Genomic DNA, 16,953 nt, shown 5'->3' with positions numbered 1-16,953 from the left:
ATATTTGTATAAAGGGAATTGTCATGTCGACGAAAAATGTTTTGCGGATAAGCTTATTGTTTATTTGTTGTTGTCATGTTTTTTTGACAAAAGCGAATATCCATGATCGAGGGTATATATTAATTCTGAATTCTTATGCAGAATCTGATGTGTGGGCAAACCATGCTATCGACAGTATACGAAAAGATCATTCGATAAAAGAAGATATTTGGGTTGAATCCTTGAACATGCTTTTGGAGGATAGTGTGACGGGATTGCAGAAAAGAAGGGATTATATTTTGGCAAAATATGATACCGCTCCCAGATGTGTTGTCATGTTGGGAAATAGTATCTGGTGCGTGTTCGAGGATGTTTTTAAAGAAATCTGGAAAGATGTTCCTGTTATTCTTTGTGTGCGGGAAGATTATGTCGGTCCGTTAGATGTCATGTTGAAAAGAGAAGAGATCAACCCGAAGGATATTATCCCTTTACAGGATAAATTGAACGGATTGAATGTTACGCTTATCGAGTGTCCCGTTTATATCCGGGAAACGATTGACGAAATGAAACGTTTGCTCCCGAACATGAAGAAGATTGTCTTAATATCGGATAGACACTACGTGAGTGCGCAGATACGGGAGAAAATGAGACACGTGTGCGAGACGTATTTTCCGGATTTGGATGTGTCTTATTTTATTGAAGGGCAGATAAATATGGATCAAATGCTGGATTCTATTTATTCGTATGACATGAATGAGGTCGGGTTACTTTATTTTTCATGGGTTCAACGTAAGGAAATTGCCGGAAATAAATATTTGTCCACGAACAACCATAAAGCTATCAGTTATTTCGATAATCACCCGGTTTTTACGTTGGAAGATAATGGAATCCATGATGGGGATATGGCTGGAGGATATTTTTACTTGGGCAAAGATTTTGCACATACGGTCACGCGGACGTTAAGGGAGGTCTTGGATGGAAAGGAGGCAAAAGATATTCCTTTGCAGGTGGCGGGAAAACCGAATTATTATCTCTCTTATCCGATTCTTCAGAAGGCCGGAATCCCGACTTCTTTGTATCCGGATAATGCGGTTTATTTATTTGCCCCGGAAGGATTCTGGGAGCAGGCTCGTTATATGTTACTAGCCATTATCGTTTTACTATTTATCACGTATCTGTTATGGATACGGTTACGGTTGTTGAAAAAAGAGAGAGTGTTACACGATCGGGAGTTGGTTCTTTTGGAAAAATATAAAGCGCTTTTCACGAATATGCCGTTGGCTTACATGAAACATCGGTTGATTTATAATGCAAAAGGGGATGTCGTGGATTATCAAGTGGAAGAAGTAAACCCGATGTTTGAAGAATGTTTTGCCAAAGCGGAGAAGGTGGTAGGTAAAAAAGGCAGTGAACTACGGGGAAGTCGATATAACGAGTTCGTCGTGTTGTACAAAAAAATGTTTATCGAGAAAAAGTCATTTACCTTTGAATATTATTACAGTGCAACACAGAAATACTATGAAATAATAAATATCGCATCCACGGAAAAAGGAATGGTCGATATTTTTTGCGTGGATGTCACTGATTTGCGGAAAACAAGATCTATGTTGGAATCCGTGAACTATAAATTGTCAATGGCTCTCGACGTGGCGAATATAACTCCTTGGCGTTGGGATTTGGAAAGACATACCGTCTTGTGTGATGTGAATCGTCCGATTGAACTAAAACATTGTACTGATAATGAGGATTCTTTAGCGGTTCCTGAAGAACAATATTTTTCAAAGATACATAAAGACGATCGAGAACGTGTAAAAGCGGCTTATTCGGCTTTAATTGCCGGAAAAGTAGCCAAGATCAGGGAGGAATACCGGGTTTTGGATAAAAGTGAACATCATTATTCTTACGAATGGGTAGAGGCGCAGGCTACCGTGGATCAGCGGGATAAAAATGGGAAACCTTTATCTTTGGTGGGATCTTCGGTTGTGATTACCACTCGAAAACAGATGGAACTGGCTTTGCGTGATGCGAAAGAACATGCGGAAGAATCCAACCGGTTAAAATCAGCCTTTCTTGCTAACATGAGTCACGAAATTCGTACCCCGTTGAATGCTATCGTCGGATTCTCTAATATATTGGCATCGACAGAAGCTGAAGAGGAGAAACAGGAATATATTAATATTATCGAGAATAATAACACCTTACTTTTGCAATTAATTAGTGATATTCTTGATCTTTCCAAGATTGAGTCCGGTTCGATGGAGTTTGCCTATTCGGAATTTGACTTGAACGCTCTGATGCGAGGATTAGAACAAACCTCTTGTTTACGATTAACTTCCGCAAAAGTTGAAATTAAATTTGATGAATATCTTCCGGATTGTTGCATTCGTTCAGAGAAAAATCGATTAACACAAGTGATTTCCAATCTGATCAATAACGCGATAAAATTCACGAAAGAAGGAACGATTCGTTTCGGTTATCATCTTTTGGAGAAAGACTCTCTTTATTTTTATGTGTCCGACACGGGATGCGGTATTGACGCGGATAAAAAAGATGCCGTGTTTGAACGATTCGTGAAGTTGAACAATTTTGCACAGGGAACAGGGCTTGGTTTGTCTATCTGTAAGACTATCGTGGAACGGATGGGTGGTAAAATCGGGGTGGAATCGGAAGTAGGACAAGGAACAACTTTTTGGTTTACGATTCCTTATGTGGCTGTAAAATTGCATTGTCAAGAAATAAAGGAAGAGAAAATCGTTCAGCAAGTAGTCGAGAAAAATAAACTTAAGATACTGGTTGCTGAAGATAATCCGAGTAATTATATGCTTTTTGAATCCATATTGAAAAAGGATTATCAATTGATACACGCGTGGAATGGCCGGGAGGCCGTTGAATTGTTTAAAGAACACGATCCACATTTGGTTTTAATGGATATAAATATGCCGGAGTTGAATGGTTTTCAAGCCGTGCAGGAAATCCGCAAGATTTCCGGGACGGTTCCCGTGATTGCGGTTACAGCCTATGCTTATGCCTCTGATGAAGAGAAAATCATGGCCAGCGGGTTTGACGGCTACACGGCAAAACCGATTAATGCAAATTTATTAAGGAGTAAAATTATCGCTTTGTTGGAGAAACATCTTATTTTACTCTAGTGATGTTGCTAAAGGCCTGTATCGAGGTATTTTTATTGTGTGTCTCCTGTGTTTCATACGCCCAGACGGGGGTGCGGGAACGAGTCGTGTTCTATAATACGGAAAATCTATTTGATACCCGAAACGACACGCTGACGGCAGATGACGATTTTACTCCCCGGGGAAAACAGCATTGGAATCGGGAACGTTACACCCGAAAGTTACTCAATATCTCGAAAGTGTTAAACAGTCTCGGGGCGGGAAAGTTTCCGCTACTCATCGGCTTGAGCGAGGTGGAGAATCGGGATGTTGTTGCCGACTTGGTAAACAAAACGGTGTTGGCGGATGGTAATTATGGTATTGTACATGCCGACTCCCCGGATGCAAGGGGAATTGATGTTGCCTTACTCTACCGGAAAAATTCATTCCGGTTATTGCATAACGCTTTCTTTCCAGTCCGTTTGAAAAGCGGGGAGACTACCCGGGATATACTTTATTGTGAGGGTATATTGGCCCCAAACGATACGCTTCATGTTTTTGTTTGTCATTTCCCTTCCATGCGGGGTGGGGAGGCGAAAAGTGAATGGAAACGGGTAAAAGCGGCATCTGTCGTGAGGCAGAAGGTGGATTCTATACAGGATCTTCATCCCCGGGCCATGATTTTGATTTTGGGAGATTTGAACGGGCGGGCGAATACACCCGCGCAAAAGGCGTTGAAAACTCAAGATCCGGAATCCGGGACAATTAAATCTGAAAACTTTTACAACACCGGGTATTACTTGCTGGGGAAAAACTATGGTAGTTATCGTTACAAGGGAGAGTGGCAGACGCTGGATCACATCATCGTTTCCGGGAACCTGTTGAACGGGAAAGCTGATTTGCAGGTATCCCGAAGAATGGGTATCTATGATGCGGATTTTTTACTTGAAGAAGAGCGAGGGACTTTCGGTGTTCGTCCGAAACCGACCTATCGGGGGCCTCACTACATTGGAGGATACAGCGATCATCTTCCGGTCTTCATCGATTTAAAGAAATAATTGCTGTTTTTTAAAATAAAAGATTACTTTTGTGGCAAAATTCATAGAACAAGATATGGACGACTATCATCAACAGTATTAATCTGAATAGGGGTTCTCGATAAATGCCTCTATTCATAAATTGAAGGAGGATTATTATGAGAACTTTCCTAATGGGTAAAGTAGGGTTCGTGGAAAAGAAAGTATGGGAACCCAATTGCTGGATTAATGTTGTTTCACCCACTCAGGACGATCTTCGCTACCTGATCGACGAAATGGGAATTCCGGAGGCTTTTATTGATGACGTTGAAGACGTGGACGAGCGTTCCCGTTTGGAAGTAGAGGATGGATGGACGCTGATGATCCTGCGTATTCCTTTTAAGTCGGTAGATACAAGTATTCCTTTCATCACGGTGCCTTTGGGGATTATCGTGAAGGAGGATATGTTCGTAACCGTGTGTTATTACGAGACAGAAATGATTCCCGATTTCATCAATTACGTGATTCGTAAAAACTTGGAGATTGCCAATAACTGGGATCTTGTCTTCCGTTTGTTTCTTTCTGCCTCCGTGTGGTATTTGAAATATTTGAAACAAATCAATGCCCAGATGCACATGGCAGAGGTCGAATTGGAACGTTCCATCCGGAATGAAGAATTACAACGGTTGCTAAAAATCGAGAAATCGTTGGTATTCTTTATCACTTCTTTGCGTGGGAATGATAATTTGTTGATCAAAATGAAGACCTTGAAAGTGCAGCGGCAATTTTTCGACGAGGATTTGGTGGAGGACGTGGAGATCGAATTGCGGCAGGCTCAGGATTCGGCCCGTATTTATAGCGATATTTTAAGCGGTACAATGGATGCCTATGCTTCGGTAATTTCCAATAACTTGAATATCGTGATGAAACGGATGACGTCCATCTCGATTATATTAATGTTACCGACCTTGATTGCCAGTTTGTACGGGATGAATGTCCCGAACTCTTTGGAGGAAAATCCATACGGATTTTTGATCGTGATTGTTATCTCGATACTCTTTTCCGTCTTCGGTTTCATCGTGTTTAAATGGCGCCATTGGTTTTAAATAAAATATCTAAAACATCTCGTTATTTTAACAAACTATTAACGGTTTGTTGATAAACTTTTGGGGATATTTGATGTCATAACAACAGTGTTGTGAATACTTGTCTAGGCTCGGCTGAAACAGGCATTTTTGGTATGTAATGATTAAAAATATGAACAAAGGTTTAAAGAGAGTTTTACAAATTGGAATTCCGGTCGTGATCGTGGGTGCGATCGTGATCCCTCGTTTGGATTTTTCTTCGGATAAAGAGACGTCAACCCCGACAACAGCTCCCAAGGCGGCTAACCGGGGAGCTTTACCGGTATCGGGTATCGTGGCATCTATGTCAACTTCCGGTAATGGAATTCCCGTAACGGGATTATTGGTTGCAAATGAAGAAGTCGAACTGGTTTCGGAAACAGCCGGTAAAGTTGTGAAGATCGCTTTTGAAGAAGGGACGTTGGTGAAGAAAGGAACCTTGTTGGTGAAAGTGGATGATTCGGATTTGCAGGCTCAACTCGCTCGTGCCGAATTCCAGAAAGAATTATTGGCTGCCAAATTGGAAAGACAGCGGATACTATTAAAACGGGAATCCATCAGCGTGGAAGAATTTCAACAGTTGGAGACCGAGTACAATATGAATCTGGCTGATATTGAATTATTAAAGGTTAAAATTGCTCGAACTGAAATCCGGGCTCCCTTTGACGGTCGAATGGGATTCCGTTTCGTGAGTGAGGGGAGTTACTTGCAACCGAGTACTAAGGTGTCCACGATTGTTGATAACTCTTATCTGAAAATTGAATTTTCTATTCCTGAAAAATATATTGATCTGCCTTTAGTGGGTAGAAAACTTACCTTCCAGCCTAGCGGTATGGAACATCAGATCGAGGCGGAAGTGTATGCTGTTGATCCACAGGCCGACGTGGCAACTCATACCATAAATCTGCGGGCTCGTTACCGGAATACTAAAAATCTGGTAGCCGGAATGTTCGTGAAAGGGGAATTGATGACGGCTGAGAATTTGAAATATATACTTGTTCCGACAGAGGCCGTCGTGCCGGAGATGGATGGGAAACGTTTGTGGGTAGTGAAAAATAAAAAGGCTACCAGCGTACCCGTGCAAACAGACAGTCGGGATTCCCAGTTCGTGGAAGTAACTTCCGGAATACAGGTGGGTGACACCGTGTTAACGGGAGGCTTGATGCAATTGCGTGAGGGAATGATCGTGAATGTCAAGTTGAATAAATAGAGAAAAAGTTTAGAGTTTAAAATTTAGTGCTTCAGGTAATGTAGAGTTTAGAATTTAAAATTTAGAATGAATAGAATTACAATATCTAAAATCTAAGATCACTGAATCATGCAATCTAAAATCTAAAATCATAAATCTAAAATTAATCAGTGGTATGAGTTTATCTTCAACCTGTATAAAGCGTCCGGTGCTGGCAACCGTGTTAAACTTGATTTTGGTTATTGTCGGTTCCATCGGGTTGCTATATTTAGGCGTGCGTGACTACCCTAGCGTGGACCCCCCGGTAATATCCGTGTCGACCTCGTTCGTGGGGGCTAACGCCGATGTTATTGAAACACAAATTACCGAGCCTCTGGAATCGGCTATTAACGGTATACAGGGAATTCGTTCGTTAAGTAGTACGAGCCGTGACGGGCAGAGCCGGATCACGATAGAATTCGAATTAAGCGTGGATTTGGAAACGGCAGCTAATGACGTCCGGGACAAAGTTTCCGGAACGTTACGTCGGTTACCGCAGGATATAGATCCCCCGACCGTGTACAAGGCGGATGCGGATGCCCAACCTATTTTTGCTGTTTCTTTGCGTAGTGGTCAACGTTCGTTGATCGACCTGAGCGGATATGCCGAACGCTATTACAAAGAACGGTTACAGACTATCCCCGGTGTGAGTAGCGTGGATATTTGGGGAGAAAAACGTTATTCCGTGCGTTTGCGCATGGACCCGGCTTTACTGGCAGCACATCGGTTGACCCCGATGGACGTGCAGTCTGCCGTTGAAAAGGAGAACATCGAATTACCTTCCGGGCGAGTGGAAGGTGACAATACCGAGTTGACAATCCGTACCTTGGGACGATTAATGTCGATCGAGGATTTCAATAACTTGGTTATTTCGAGAGAAGGATCAAAAATTGTCCGTTTTAAAGATATTGGTGTGGCGGAAGTGGATGCCGAGAACACCCGGAGTATAGCCAAGCGTAACGGCCTTCCCATGGTGATGTGTGCTTTGATTCCCCAACCGGGAGCAAACTACATTGATATTGCGGACCGGGCCTATCTCGTGATGCAGGATTTGGAAAAGGACCTGCCGGAAGATATTGATGCCACGATAGCTTTCGACAACACGGTATTTATCCGGAGTTCAATCAACGAGGTGGAGGACACGATTTTCGAGGCTTTCCTTTTGGTTGTTTTGATCATTTTCCTTTTCTTGCGGAGTTGGCGGACGACGTTAATTCCCGTTCTGGCAATCCCCGTGTCATTGATTGCATCCTTTTTTATCATGTACGTGGCCGGGTTCACCATCAATATATTGACCTTGCTGGCCGTCGTGCTGGCCATCGGTTTGGTGGTTGACGATGCTATCGTGGTCATGGAGAATATATTCACGAAAATAGAGCAAGGTATGTCCCCGTTGCAGGCGGGATTCAAGGGATCAAACGAGATATTTTTTGCCGTTATCGCGACAACAGTGGTGTTGGTAGCCGTGTTCTTCCCGATCGTTTTCTTGGAAGGAACCACGGGGCGTTTGTTCCGTGAATTTAGCGTGGTGATTGCCGGAGCCGTGGTAGTTTCCTCTTTCGTGGCGTTGACATTTACGCCGATGATCTCCACGAAACTATTAACCCGGAATGCCACGCAAAACTGGTTTTACCGGAAAACAGAACCTTTCTTCGAGGGAATGAACCGGGTGTACCGTCGTTGGTTACAACGATTTTTGAAAGTTCGTTATTGGTCAATTATTATACTCGGGGCTTCCGGTGTAGCCATTTATTTCTTGTGGTTATTGATTCCTTCGGAAATGGCTCCTTTGGAGGACCGTTCGAATATTCGTTTGAATTCTGTCGCTCCGGAAGGTGCTACTTACGAGTACATGGCTCGTTATGCAGATGAAATCTCGACTTTCATAGAAGAAACGGTGCCGGAACAAGAGAAGGTGATTGAATTTGTCGGGGGCGGACAAACGAACCGGGCAAGTTTGCAATTATGGTTGGTTGATGCCGACAAGCGGAAGCGTACCCAACAGGAAATTTCCGACGAGTTAGCAGTACAAGTGCGTGAATTTACCGGAGGCCGTACCTTGGTTTCCCAGCAACAGACCTTTGGCGGTCGGCGGGGGGGACTTCCGGTTGAATATGTTATTCAAGCGAAAAATCTGGATGATTTGAAGGCGATATTACCTATCTTTATGGACGAGGTGAACAAGAGTTCGGTATTCTCGGCATCTGATTTGAACTTGAAATTCACGAAACCGGAATTGACCATTAATATTGACCGGGACAAGGCTGCCAGTATGGGAGTCTCCGTGCAGGATATAGCCAAAACACTTCAGTTGACCATGAGTGAACAACGGGTGGGTTATTACATCATGAATGGAAAACAGTACCAGATACTTTCCCAGTTGGAACGTCAGGATCGGAATAAACCAAGTGACTTGAAAGGAATATACGTGCGGAATAATAATGGGGACTTGATCCATTTGGATAACCTGATCACGACGTCCGAAAGTTCTATGCCGCCACAGCTATACCGTTATGACCGTTTCGTGTCGGCAACCGTTTCTGCCGGACTGGCAAAGGGCGTGACCCTTTCTCAAGGACTGGAAGAGATGGATCGTATTGCAGGAGAGGTCTTGAGCGATGACTTTAAAACCACGTTATCGGGAACATCCAAGGACTTCGTGGAAAGTTCTTCCAGTTTGATGTTCGCCTTCATGTTGGCGTTGGTATTTATCTATTTGGTACTTGCCGCACAGTTCGAAAGTTTCCGTGATCCGTTAATCATCATGTTTACCGTTCCGTTGGCATTGATCGGAGCAATGGTTGCTTTGTGGTATTTCGGGCAGACCATGAACATTTTCAGCCAGATCGGAATTATCATGTTGGTCGGACTGGTTTCGAAGAACGGTATCTTGATCGTGGAATTTGCCAACCAGCGTAAGTTAGCCGGTTTATCCATGCGTGAGGCGATTGAGGATTCTGCCGTGTCTCGTTTACGTCCGATCCTGATGACGAGTTTGTCTACCGTGTTAGGTATTCTTCCGATGGCAATGGCCACGGGTGCAGGAGCGGAGAGCCGTGTTGCCATGGGTATTGCGGTCGTGGGAGGTATGGTATGCTCCACGCTGTTGACACTCTTCGTGATCCCGGCTATTTACACCTACCTCTCGTCGAAAGAAGTAAAAATAATAGAAGAGATAGAAGATTGAACAAATTGAAAATTTTGCGAGTAGAATAAAGAATGACTATGAAAAAACAGAATTTACGATATATGAAATGGATAGGGAAAATGATCGTTTTATTGTTCATTTTCAATTTTCAATTCTCAATTTTCGATTGTTCCGCGCAGCGTGTAAGTTTGGATGAATGTCTGGAAAAAGCCTTGGAATCAAATTTTTCCATTAAAATCATCCGGAACGAGGCTCGGATGGATAAGAATAATTTGAATTACTCGACTTTCCTACCGACGTTGGAAGGAACCGCGAAACAGACACAGACCCGCAATGACACGAAGACCGAGAATAGCGCGGGTGAAGTGAATAAAATGTCGGATGTAAAAACGGATAACTACACCGCGGGTGTTGCTCTAAACTGGCGGATATTTGACGGGCTAGAGATGTTCACCACCCATGAAAAACAGAAAGAGCTACTGGCAATGGGAGAACTTGCCGTGCAGCAAGTCGTGGAGAACTTGATCTTGAACGTGAGTGCAGCCTATTATAACGTGCTGGTACAACACCATAAATTGATGGCGGCCCGTCATTCACTGGAACTCTCGAATGAACGTTACGACGAGGCCAGAGTTCGTTACAAGATCGGGAATAGATCCGGGCTAGAAGCTCAACAGGCAAAAATTGATTTGAACACCGACAGCTCGACTTACGTCCGGCAAAAGGAGGCTTTAAAAAGTGCCTATATCACGTTGAACAAATTGATGAATACGGATTTGCAAATGGTGAATTACGTGCAGGACACGATCTTGTTGGGCCCGCAACTGGCATTGGGTACCTTGGAACAAAAAACTCTGGCAGGAAATACCACCTTGTTGATCGCTAAAAAAGATCAGAAAATTTCCGCGCTGGATTTAAAAAATGCCCGTGCCGTGTTGTTCCCGACGCTGGATTTCAATTCCGGGTACAACTATAACAAGACAGATACACCTTCTTCCAGTACCACGTTGAACCGGTCAAACGGTTTTTACTGGGGATTTTCGTTAAATGTCCCTATATTCAGTCGTTTACAAAACCGGACGAAGATCAAGAATGCCAAACTGGAATTGGAAAATACGGAACTTTCCTATCAGGAGGCGGAAAAAGAAACGCTGGGAGATTTGGCGTTGATGTATAATTCCTATGAAAACAACCTGCTGATGGTAAATTTCGAGATTGAAAGCGCTAGTGTAGCCGAGGCCAACTTGGATGCGGCTTTAGAAAAATACAAGATCGGGTCGCTTTCCGGAATCGAATTCAGGGAATTTCAACGTAGTTACATTGATGCCGTTGACCGGAAGTTATCCGCTATCTACCAGGCAAAAGTTTCCGAATTATCGTTACTGCTTCTTAGCGGGGATATTCGAGGCTCGTTCGTGTCGGAGTAATCTGTTATCAGTTCTTAACCACGCGGTAATATTTTTGTCATATCCTACTTGTACTTTTGGCTTGTAATCTTAAAGCGAGTAAATGATGAAAATAATCGTGTGGTTCAGTGTTTTAATGATGGTATTTTTCGGGTATTCCTGTACTTCCGGCAAGGGGGATGGAATACGTTACATATTTTTCTTGATTGGAGACGGGATGGGGAACGGGCAAGTGACCGGAACTCAGTTTTACCGGGCAGAACTGGATGGACGGATCGGTTTGGATTCGTTATCTTTTACCGGATTTCCAGTAGTAAACATGATGTCCACGTACTCGGCATTTAACGCGATTACTTGTTCTGCTGCGGCGGGAACGGCTTTAGCTACCGGAACCCGCACTTCAAACGGAACTATCGGTAAGGATGCTATTCACTCGAAAGACGTGTATAGTATTGCCGTAAAAGCGAAGGAAAAAGGTTTGAGCGTGGGTATTACAACTAGCGTGAGCATCGATCATGCGACGCCTGCTGTATTTTATGCTCATCAGTCTAGCCGGAGCATGTACTACGAGATCGCTATGGATGCCGTTAAGGCGGGATTTGACCTTTATGCGGGAAGTGGTTTTTTACAGACTCGTTCAATGACGGATTCAACAGCCCCGGACGTGTATTGTAGTTTCGAGGATGCGGGATACACGATTGCCAGGGGATATGACGATTTTAATCGTAAACGGGAAAAAGCAACTAAAATGGTTTTCGTGCAGGAAACAGGGGCGAGTCCATTCAGTTTGCCTTACGCGATCGACCGGAAACCGGGGGATTTAACGTTGTCTGAAATAACCCGGGGAGCAATAGATTATCTTTTTCAAAAATCAAATAAAGGTTTTTTTCTGATGGTAGAAGGTGGTAAAATAGACTGGGCCTGCCATAGCAACGATGGGGCGACAATGGTGAATGAGGTGATGGATTTCTCGGATGCAGTGGAAGTTGTCTTGGAATTTTACCACCAACATCCGGACGAAACGCTGGTTATCGTGACTGCCGATCATGAGACCGGAGGTGTGGGGCTTGGCACGCGAGGATATGATTTGAATCTGAAACTTTTATCTTACCAGCAAAATTCTTTGGATGTGCTGTCCGAGCGCTTGGTTTCTTTGCGGGAAAAACGGGGAGGTAAAGTCCGATGGGAAGAAGTGAAAACTGTATTGTCTGAAGAACTGGGTTTTTGGAATGAAATAGAGATTACGAAAGAGGAAGAAGACGTCCTGAAATCAGAGTTTGAATGTTCTTATCTACAAGTGGGGGCTGCTCTAAGGGGATTGTATGCTGTTGTGGAACCTTTGGCCAAACAGGCCGTCCAACTGTTAAACAACAAAGCCGGGATGGGATGGACAACCCCTGAGCATACGGGAACACGGGTACCTGTATACGCTATCGGAGCCGGGGCATGGCGTTTTGATGGAAGTCCGTTAAACAACACGGATATTCCCCGGATAATAGCGGAATCTGCCGGTTGGGATTGAGCTGTGTGTTTGAATTTATTTAAAAGAATATCATGGTTGAGGTACGATCTTTAGAAATATAAGTCGCGGTAAACCACCATATTTGAGCGCCTCTTTCACGACTTTATAATTCTGTTTTTCCATGTTGTCCTTTGAATATTTATTGTCCGGGTGAACCGTACACATGAAATACCGAAATCCTCGGGAGCATAAATCCTGTTCCGCTAATGCAGTCAGTTTCTGTTGCAAGCCTTGGCCCCGGTAGAGAGGATGTACGACAATTGTGTCCATGTGGGCAACGAGTGAAAGTTCCGGGTCGGACAACCCGATGTCGTATCCCAAATTCTCGTTCCCACGTCCCGGGTATGTTGCGATGAAAATGCCTGCTACTTGTCGGGTTATCGGGTCTGTTGCTTGCCAGACATCTCCTTTTCGTGTATTGAATAAATCCGTGATATATTTCTCTGCATCATACTGGGCAAACCATTCCTTCTGTTCCATGGACTCCCAAACCTCCCGCATCATCCGACCGAGAGCGGGAATATCCTTTTTTGTGGCTTTCCTGAATACAAATTTCATGGTTTTATTCGTGACTGTTATTCGTAACGTGTCGATATACCGTTTTTGAAATATCTGCGATAATTCGGGCTGTTGCGGCCTCGCTTTCTTCTGAATCCTTTATAAAAACAGCGATCGTGTAGCTTTGGCCATCGGGTAAGTACACGAACCCGACATCGTTCATCCCGATGATTTGTCCTTTGTCATTCCGGTCACCGGTCCCGGTTTTATGACCGATGATTGCTTTGTTCCCTTGCAGAGGGCGGGCTAACCGATCTTTTCCCGTTTCGCAGGACATCATGGTCGTTTTGATAAATCCTTGGTATTCGTCATCGAATAGCCGCACGTTCAACAGTAATTCAATTATTCTTGCTGTTTCAAGTGGGGTACTCCAATTCTGGTAGCATTTGTTTTTATCTTGGTGCATCTCGTCTTCGGTGGCCTTGATCGCGAAATGTCTCATGCCCAAATTGGAGCGGATGTAGTGATCCGTGGCCTCCGTGCCTCCGGTTTGCTGGAAAAGAATATCACAGGCATTATTATCGCTTAAATGCAAGGTGTACTCTAGTAATTCTTTTATCGGGAGAGAAATTTCTCCATCCGGGTACAGGTCTCGGAGTGGGCTGTACGTGTCCGTTTTCAGATCAGTCTTACGAATATAAATAGGTGTATCGAAAGACAAGCCCTTCTTCTCGTAATAATTGGCAACTGCTAAAGCTTGATGCAACTTGAACACGCTCATCATCGGGTAACGTGCGTCATTATTAATCGTGATCGTGTCTTTACTATTAATGATTACGGCAATACCAATTTGTGCTTTTTTATTCGCGATGACTTTTCGTAATTGTTCCTCTAATTCCTTCTGCTCGGCCTTGATTACAACCGGTAACACGAGTAAAAAGAGAATAAAAAATAGTTTTCGGGGTGCTATATTAACGTGTGTCATGCGAGCCTGTTTTTGATTTATAATATTGTTTTTTTGCCTTGTCCGGGGAAAATCCTTACCCACCTGTCAGCAAATTTACAAAATTAATCCGAATCCCTTGAAACCTGTCAATGTCTTTTCCCATGTTGACACGAGAACAGTTTATTTTATAATTGGGCCAGTTGTTTGTCGTCTTCAATAAAAAGTTTACTTTTGCATAGATAGAGGTCGTGTTAGTTATATGCGTATCATGATAGGAAATGACTTAAATAGTGATTCTTTTGAAAGTTTATTTAAATCCCATTTCGGGGATTTGGTCGGATTTGTATGTAGCTACGTGAATGACGAAGAGGTGGCCAAGGACATCGTGCATGATGTGTTCCTCGTGGTGTTGAAGAATCAAAAGAAATTGGATACTTCTTATTCTTTGAAGTCCTACCTGTTCACCTTATCCAAGAATTACGCTTTGAATTATTTGAAACATTTACGTGTCGTGGCTATGAACGAACGGGAAGTTGTCGAGGCGTTGCAGAATGCTGATGAGGAATTGGATGATTATGAACAACGTATGGCCCGCTTGAACGAAAAACTCGACGAATTGCCTGAAAAACAACGGGAAGTACTGATGAAATGTTTTGTTGAAGGTCAAACATACAAGGACGTGGCTGACGAGATGGGAATTAGTGTAAATTCGGTGAAGACTCATATCTCACGAGGATTGAAATTCCTGCGAAACGAGTTGAAGGAGGAAATGGTGATGTTATTCCTGCTGAAACGGGAACGAGTATAAATGTTTGAAAATTGGGATGTTAATTTAAAATAGTGAAAAAAATGATGAAGTTAATTGTATGTATCGTTCTGACATTGACCCTGTCAAACGTCTTTGGACAAGAGTCCAATAATGGAAAAAAATTGTGGGCAGATTCTTTTTTGAATAAGAAAGCCCCGGAATTTGTGGTGGAAGAGTGGATTTCCCAGCAGCCGAAATTGAAGGGAAAATTTATTTTGATTGACTTTTGGGCAACATGGTGTGGCCCGTGCCGGAAGGCGATACCCGAATTAAACGAGTTTGCTAAAAAATTCGGGAAAAAGTTGGTTGTTATCGGAATTTCCGATGAGACTGCCGATAAAGTAAAAGAGATGAAAGACCCGAATATCGAATATTACAGTGCGGTAGACACCAAGGGGGTAATGAAGAAAGCGCTTGGGGTAAAGGGGATTCCTCACGTGATTTTGATTGATCCGAAAGGCATTGTTCGTTGGGAAGGTTTTCCATTATTACAGGGGCATGAGTTAACGGCAGAGGTTATCGAGAAAATAATGAAGAAATATAAGTAGAGGTATTTTTTTATTTTTACAGGATAATTTGAAGACAGGACTTTTTTGAAGTCCTGTTTTTTTGTCGGGTATTCATAAGTGGGAATTTATAACGTTATCAAAAGGTATTAAGTTGTATAATAAAGATTATAGTTTTATATCTATCATATTTATAAAGTAATATTCATTTTATAACGATCTTAAATTTATATGTTATTATCTATTATAATTAGAGTTGAATAGGAAATGAATGGGAGTTGAATAGGAGTTGGTATAATATAATTACGAAAAAAGATCAATTAAAATTTATTTTTGTGATGGGATTACCCATACAAATCCGATTATTTTCCGTTAGATAAAAAAATATTCAATTTTTTGTCACCCATTTGAGGTGGCTTGTTGTGTTATTGTAAAAAATAGCAAAAATGGATTATAAGAATGACGATATAGAATTTGCCAATAGGTTACTTACTCGACGGGAAGAGTTGAATGACGAGGAAGTGACTGCATGGTTGAAAGAGAAAGATCATGTTGAGCTATTGGACGAGATTGCGGCGATCCGGCAAAAGTTGTCCGGACAGAACTATGGAGAGAATGATGAAGAAGAATTCCTGCATCTGGAGAAGAGTATTTATGATCAGAAGAGCCGCCGGATGACTTTGCGTTGGTCGATTGCCGCCTCGATTATATTGTTAGTCGGTTTATTCGTGGGGCGTACGATAAACGGGGTTCGGGATATGCATGAGGAACAAGTGTTAGTGAAGAACGTGATGCAACCCGGAACGTCAAAGGCTATTTTAATGATGGCTGACGGGAAAGAGGTGGTGTTGGAACAAGGGCAGAATTTGAATATTTTGTTGAATGAACGGGTTCGGGTGGCTACCAATAGTCGGGGTATCGTGTATGAAGAGCATGGAAAAGGGGTGGTGACAGAAGAGTATAATAAGTTGACAACGCCTATCGGGGGAGAGTATTCATTGGTATTATCGGATGGTACCAAGGTGTTTTTGAACGCGGATTCCGAATTAAAATATCCGGTAGAATTCAGTGACGGAAAACGAATTGTTGATTTGAAAGGTGAGGCCTATTTCGAGGTTCACAAAGATAGTTTGCGTCCTTTTGTCGTTCGGATGAACGGGGCGGAAGTGACTGTTCTGGGAACATCGTTTAATGTGAACACTTACGGGGATGACGGACAGATCTACACGACGCTGGTGAACGGGTCGGTCCGGGTGTCTTCCGTGAAGAACGGGCAGGCAGAGGTGCTGAAACCGGGAATGCAGAGCGTGATGGACGTGCAATCGGGACAATTGACGGTGAGAGAGGTGGACGTGGAGCCTTACGTGGCATGGAGGGAAGGGCGGTTCGTGTTCCGAGCGATGACGCTGGATTTGATCATGCGCCAGTTGCAGCGCTGGTATGATTTCGAGGTGTTCTACCAGAATCCGGAATTGAAAGACTACGAGTTCCGGGGCGTGATCAAAAGGGATATGGATCTGGATAAAGTGTTGTCCGTGATCAAAGTAACAACAAATGTTGATTTCGAGGTAAAAGGAAAAGTGATAACTATTATAAAACGTTAGGAAAGAAATACGGGGATTGCCGCTAACAACCCCCGTGTTCATTCTCCGAAGAGAATTCAAG

12 protein-coding genes are annotated in these 16,953 nt (G+C 43.1%); 10 read left to right on the top strand and 2 right to left on the bottom strand.

The window, feature by feature from the left end:
- Positions 1-23: 23 nt before the first annotated feature.
- The 7 genes from I2I33_RS07200 to I2I33_RS07170 all read left to right on the top strand — a co-directional run bounded on the left by I2I33_RS07200 (position 24) and on the right by I2I33_RS07170 (position 12,530).
- Positions 24-3,128 carry an ATP-binding protein gene (locus I2I33_RS07200; RefSeq protein WP_087421755.1) on the top strand — a complete coding sequence of 1,035 codons (3,105 nt, stop codon included), beginning with the start codon at positions 24-26 and terminating at the stop codon, positions 3,126-3,128.
- 2 nt (positions 3,129-3,130) lie between these two features.
- Positions 3,131-4,144: an endonuclease gene (locus tag I2I33_RS07195; RefSeq protein ID WP_087421756.1), complete on the top strand. Its 1,014-nt coding sequence runs from the start codon at positions 3,131-3,133 to the stop codon at positions 4,142-4,144.
- A 137-nt stretch (positions 4,145-4,281) separates the two neighbouring features.
- The gene (locus I2I33_RS07190; protein WP_087421757.1) at positions 4,282-5,208 is read left to right on the top strand and encodes a magnesium transporter CorA family protein; all 927 of its coding nucleotides are present in this window, start codon (positions 4,282-4,284) and stop codon (positions 5,206-5,208) included.
- A gap of 151 nt (positions 5,209-5,359) precedes the next feature.
- Positions 5,360-6,436, top strand: coding sequence for an efflux RND transporter periplasmic adaptor subunit (locus I2I33_RS07185; protein WP_087421907.1), 1,077 nt, complete (start codon positions 5,360-5,362; stop codon positions 6,434-6,436).
- Positions 6,437-6,590: 154 nt separating this feature from the next.
- Positions 6,591-9,641 (top strand): efflux RND transporter permease subunit, encoded by a 3,051-nt coding sequence (locus I2I33_RS07180; protein WP_087421758.1) that lies wholly within the window; start codon positions 6,591-6,593, stop codon positions 9,639-9,641.
- Between the two features lie 38 nt (positions 9,642-9,679).
- Positions 9,680-11,029 (top strand): TolC family protein, encoded by a 1,350-nt coding sequence (locus I2I33_RS07175; RefSeq protein ID WP_087421759.1) that lies wholly within the window; start codon positions 9,680-9,682, stop codon positions 11,027-11,029.
- An 82-nt stretch (positions 11,030-11,111) separates the two neighbouring features.
- Positions 11,112-12,530 carry an alkaline phosphatase gene (locus I2I33_RS07170; protein ID WP_087421760.1) on the top strand — a complete coding sequence of 473 codons (1,419 nt, stop codon included), beginning with the start codon at positions 11,112-11,114 and terminating at the stop codon, positions 12,528-12,530.
- A gap of 30 nt (positions 12,531-12,560) precedes the next feature.
- On the opposite strand, the gene I2I33_RS07165 is transcribed toward I2I33_RS07170, so the two are convergent.
- Together I2I33_RS07165 and bla are read right to left on the bottom strand one after the other, a co-directional pair.
- Positions 12,561-13,088, bottom strand: a complete 528-nt coding sequence (locus I2I33_RS07165) for a GNAT family N-acetyltransferase (RefSeq protein WP_087421761.1) — start codon at positions 13,086-13,088, stop codon at positions 12,561-12,563.
- A gap of 4 nt (positions 13,089-13,092) precedes the next feature.
- The gene (gene bla / locus I2I33_RS07160; protein ID WP_087421762.1) at positions 13,093-14,013 is read right to left on the bottom strand and encodes a class A beta-lactamase, subclass A2; all 921 of its coding nucleotides are present in this window, start codon (positions 14,011-14,013) and stop codon (positions 13,093-13,095) included.
- Between the two features lie 229 nt (positions 14,014-14,242).
- Between bla and I2I33_RS07155 the strand changes: the two genes are divergently transcribed.
- The 3 genes from I2I33_RS07155 to I2I33_RS07145 all read left to right on the top strand — a co-directional run bounded on the left by I2I33_RS07155 (position 14,243) and on the right by I2I33_RS07145 (position 16,892).
- A complete protein-coding gene (locus I2I33_RS07155) occupies positions 14,243-14,782 on the top strand; it encodes an RNA polymerase sigma-70 factor (protein ID WP_087421908.1) in 540 nt (179 codons plus the stop codon).
- A gap of 41 nt (positions 14,783-14,823) precedes the next feature.
- Entirely contained in the window at positions 14,824-15,330 is a 507-nt protein-coding gene (locus tag I2I33_RS07150) for a TlpA family protein disulfide reductase (RefSeq protein ID WP_229128226.1), read from the top strand.
- 404 nt (positions 15,331-15,734) lie between these two features.
- Positions 15,735-16,892, top strand: a complete 1,158-nt coding sequence (locus I2I33_RS07145; protein ID WP_087421763.1) for a FecR family protein — start codon at positions 15,735-15,737, stop codon at positions 16,890-16,892.
- Positions 16,893-16,953 lie beyond the last annotated feature (61 nt).

The organism is Butyricimonas sp. BSD2780061689_150309_C8 (genome assembly GCF_015560935.1).
Taxonomy (GTDB): domain Bacteria; phylum Bacteroidota; class Bacteroidia; order Bacteroidales; family Marinifilaceae; genus Butyricimonas; species Butyricimonas paravirosa.
The sequence above is the reverse complement of the archived record's forward strand: the minus strand, read 5'-3'. Positions and strand labels throughout refer to the sequence as shown.

Bases quoted from the DNA above. Each gene is read 5' to 3' on its own strand.
- I2I33_RS07165 (WP_087421761.1), bottom strand. From the start codon at position 13,088: ATGAAATTTGTATTCAGGAAAGCCACAAAAAAGGATATTCCCGCTCTC.
- I2I33_RS07190 (WP_087421757.1), top strand. From the start codon at position 4,282: ATGAGAACTTTCCTAATGGGTAAAGTAGGGTTCGTGGAAAAGAAAGTA.
- I2I33_RS07145 (WP_087421763.1), top strand. From the start codon at position 15,735: ATGGATTATAAGAATGACGATATAGAATTTGCCAATAGGTTACTTACT.
- I2I33_RS07170 (WP_087421760.1), top strand. From the start codon at position 11,112: ATGATGAAAATAATCGTGTGGTTCAGTGTTTTAATGATGGTATTTTTC.
- I2I33_RS07155 (WP_087421908.1), top strand. From the start codon at position 14,243: ATGATAGGAAATGACTTAAATAGTGATTCTTTTGAAAGTTTATTTAAA.
- I2I33_RS07150 (WP_229128226.1), top strand. From the start codon at position 14,824: ATGATGAAGTTAATTGTATGTATCGTTCTGACATTGACCCTGTCAAAC.
- I2I33_RS07195 (WP_087421756.1), top strand. From the start codon at position 3,131: ATGTTGCTAAAGGCCTGTATCGAGGTATTTTTATTGTGTGTCTCCTGT.
- bla (WP_087421762.1), bottom strand. From the start codon at position 14,013: ATGACACACGTTAATATAGCACCCCGAAAACTATTTTTTATTCTCTTT.
- I2I33_RS07200 (WP_087421755.1), top strand. From the start codon at position 24: ATGTCGACGAAAAATGTTTTGCGGATAAGCTTATTGTTTATTTGTTGT.
- I2I33_RS07180 (WP_087421758.1), top strand. From the start codon at position 6,591: ATGAGTTTATCTTCAACCTGTATAAAGCGTCCGGTGCTGGCAACCGTG.
- I2I33_RS07175 (WP_087421759.1), top strand. From the start codon at position 9,680: ATGAAAAAACAGAATTTACGATATATGAAATGGATAGGGAAAATGATC.
- I2I33_RS07185 (WP_087421907.1), top strand. From the start codon at position 5,360: ATGAACAAAGGTTTAAAGAGAGTTTTACAAATTGGAATTCCGGTCGTG.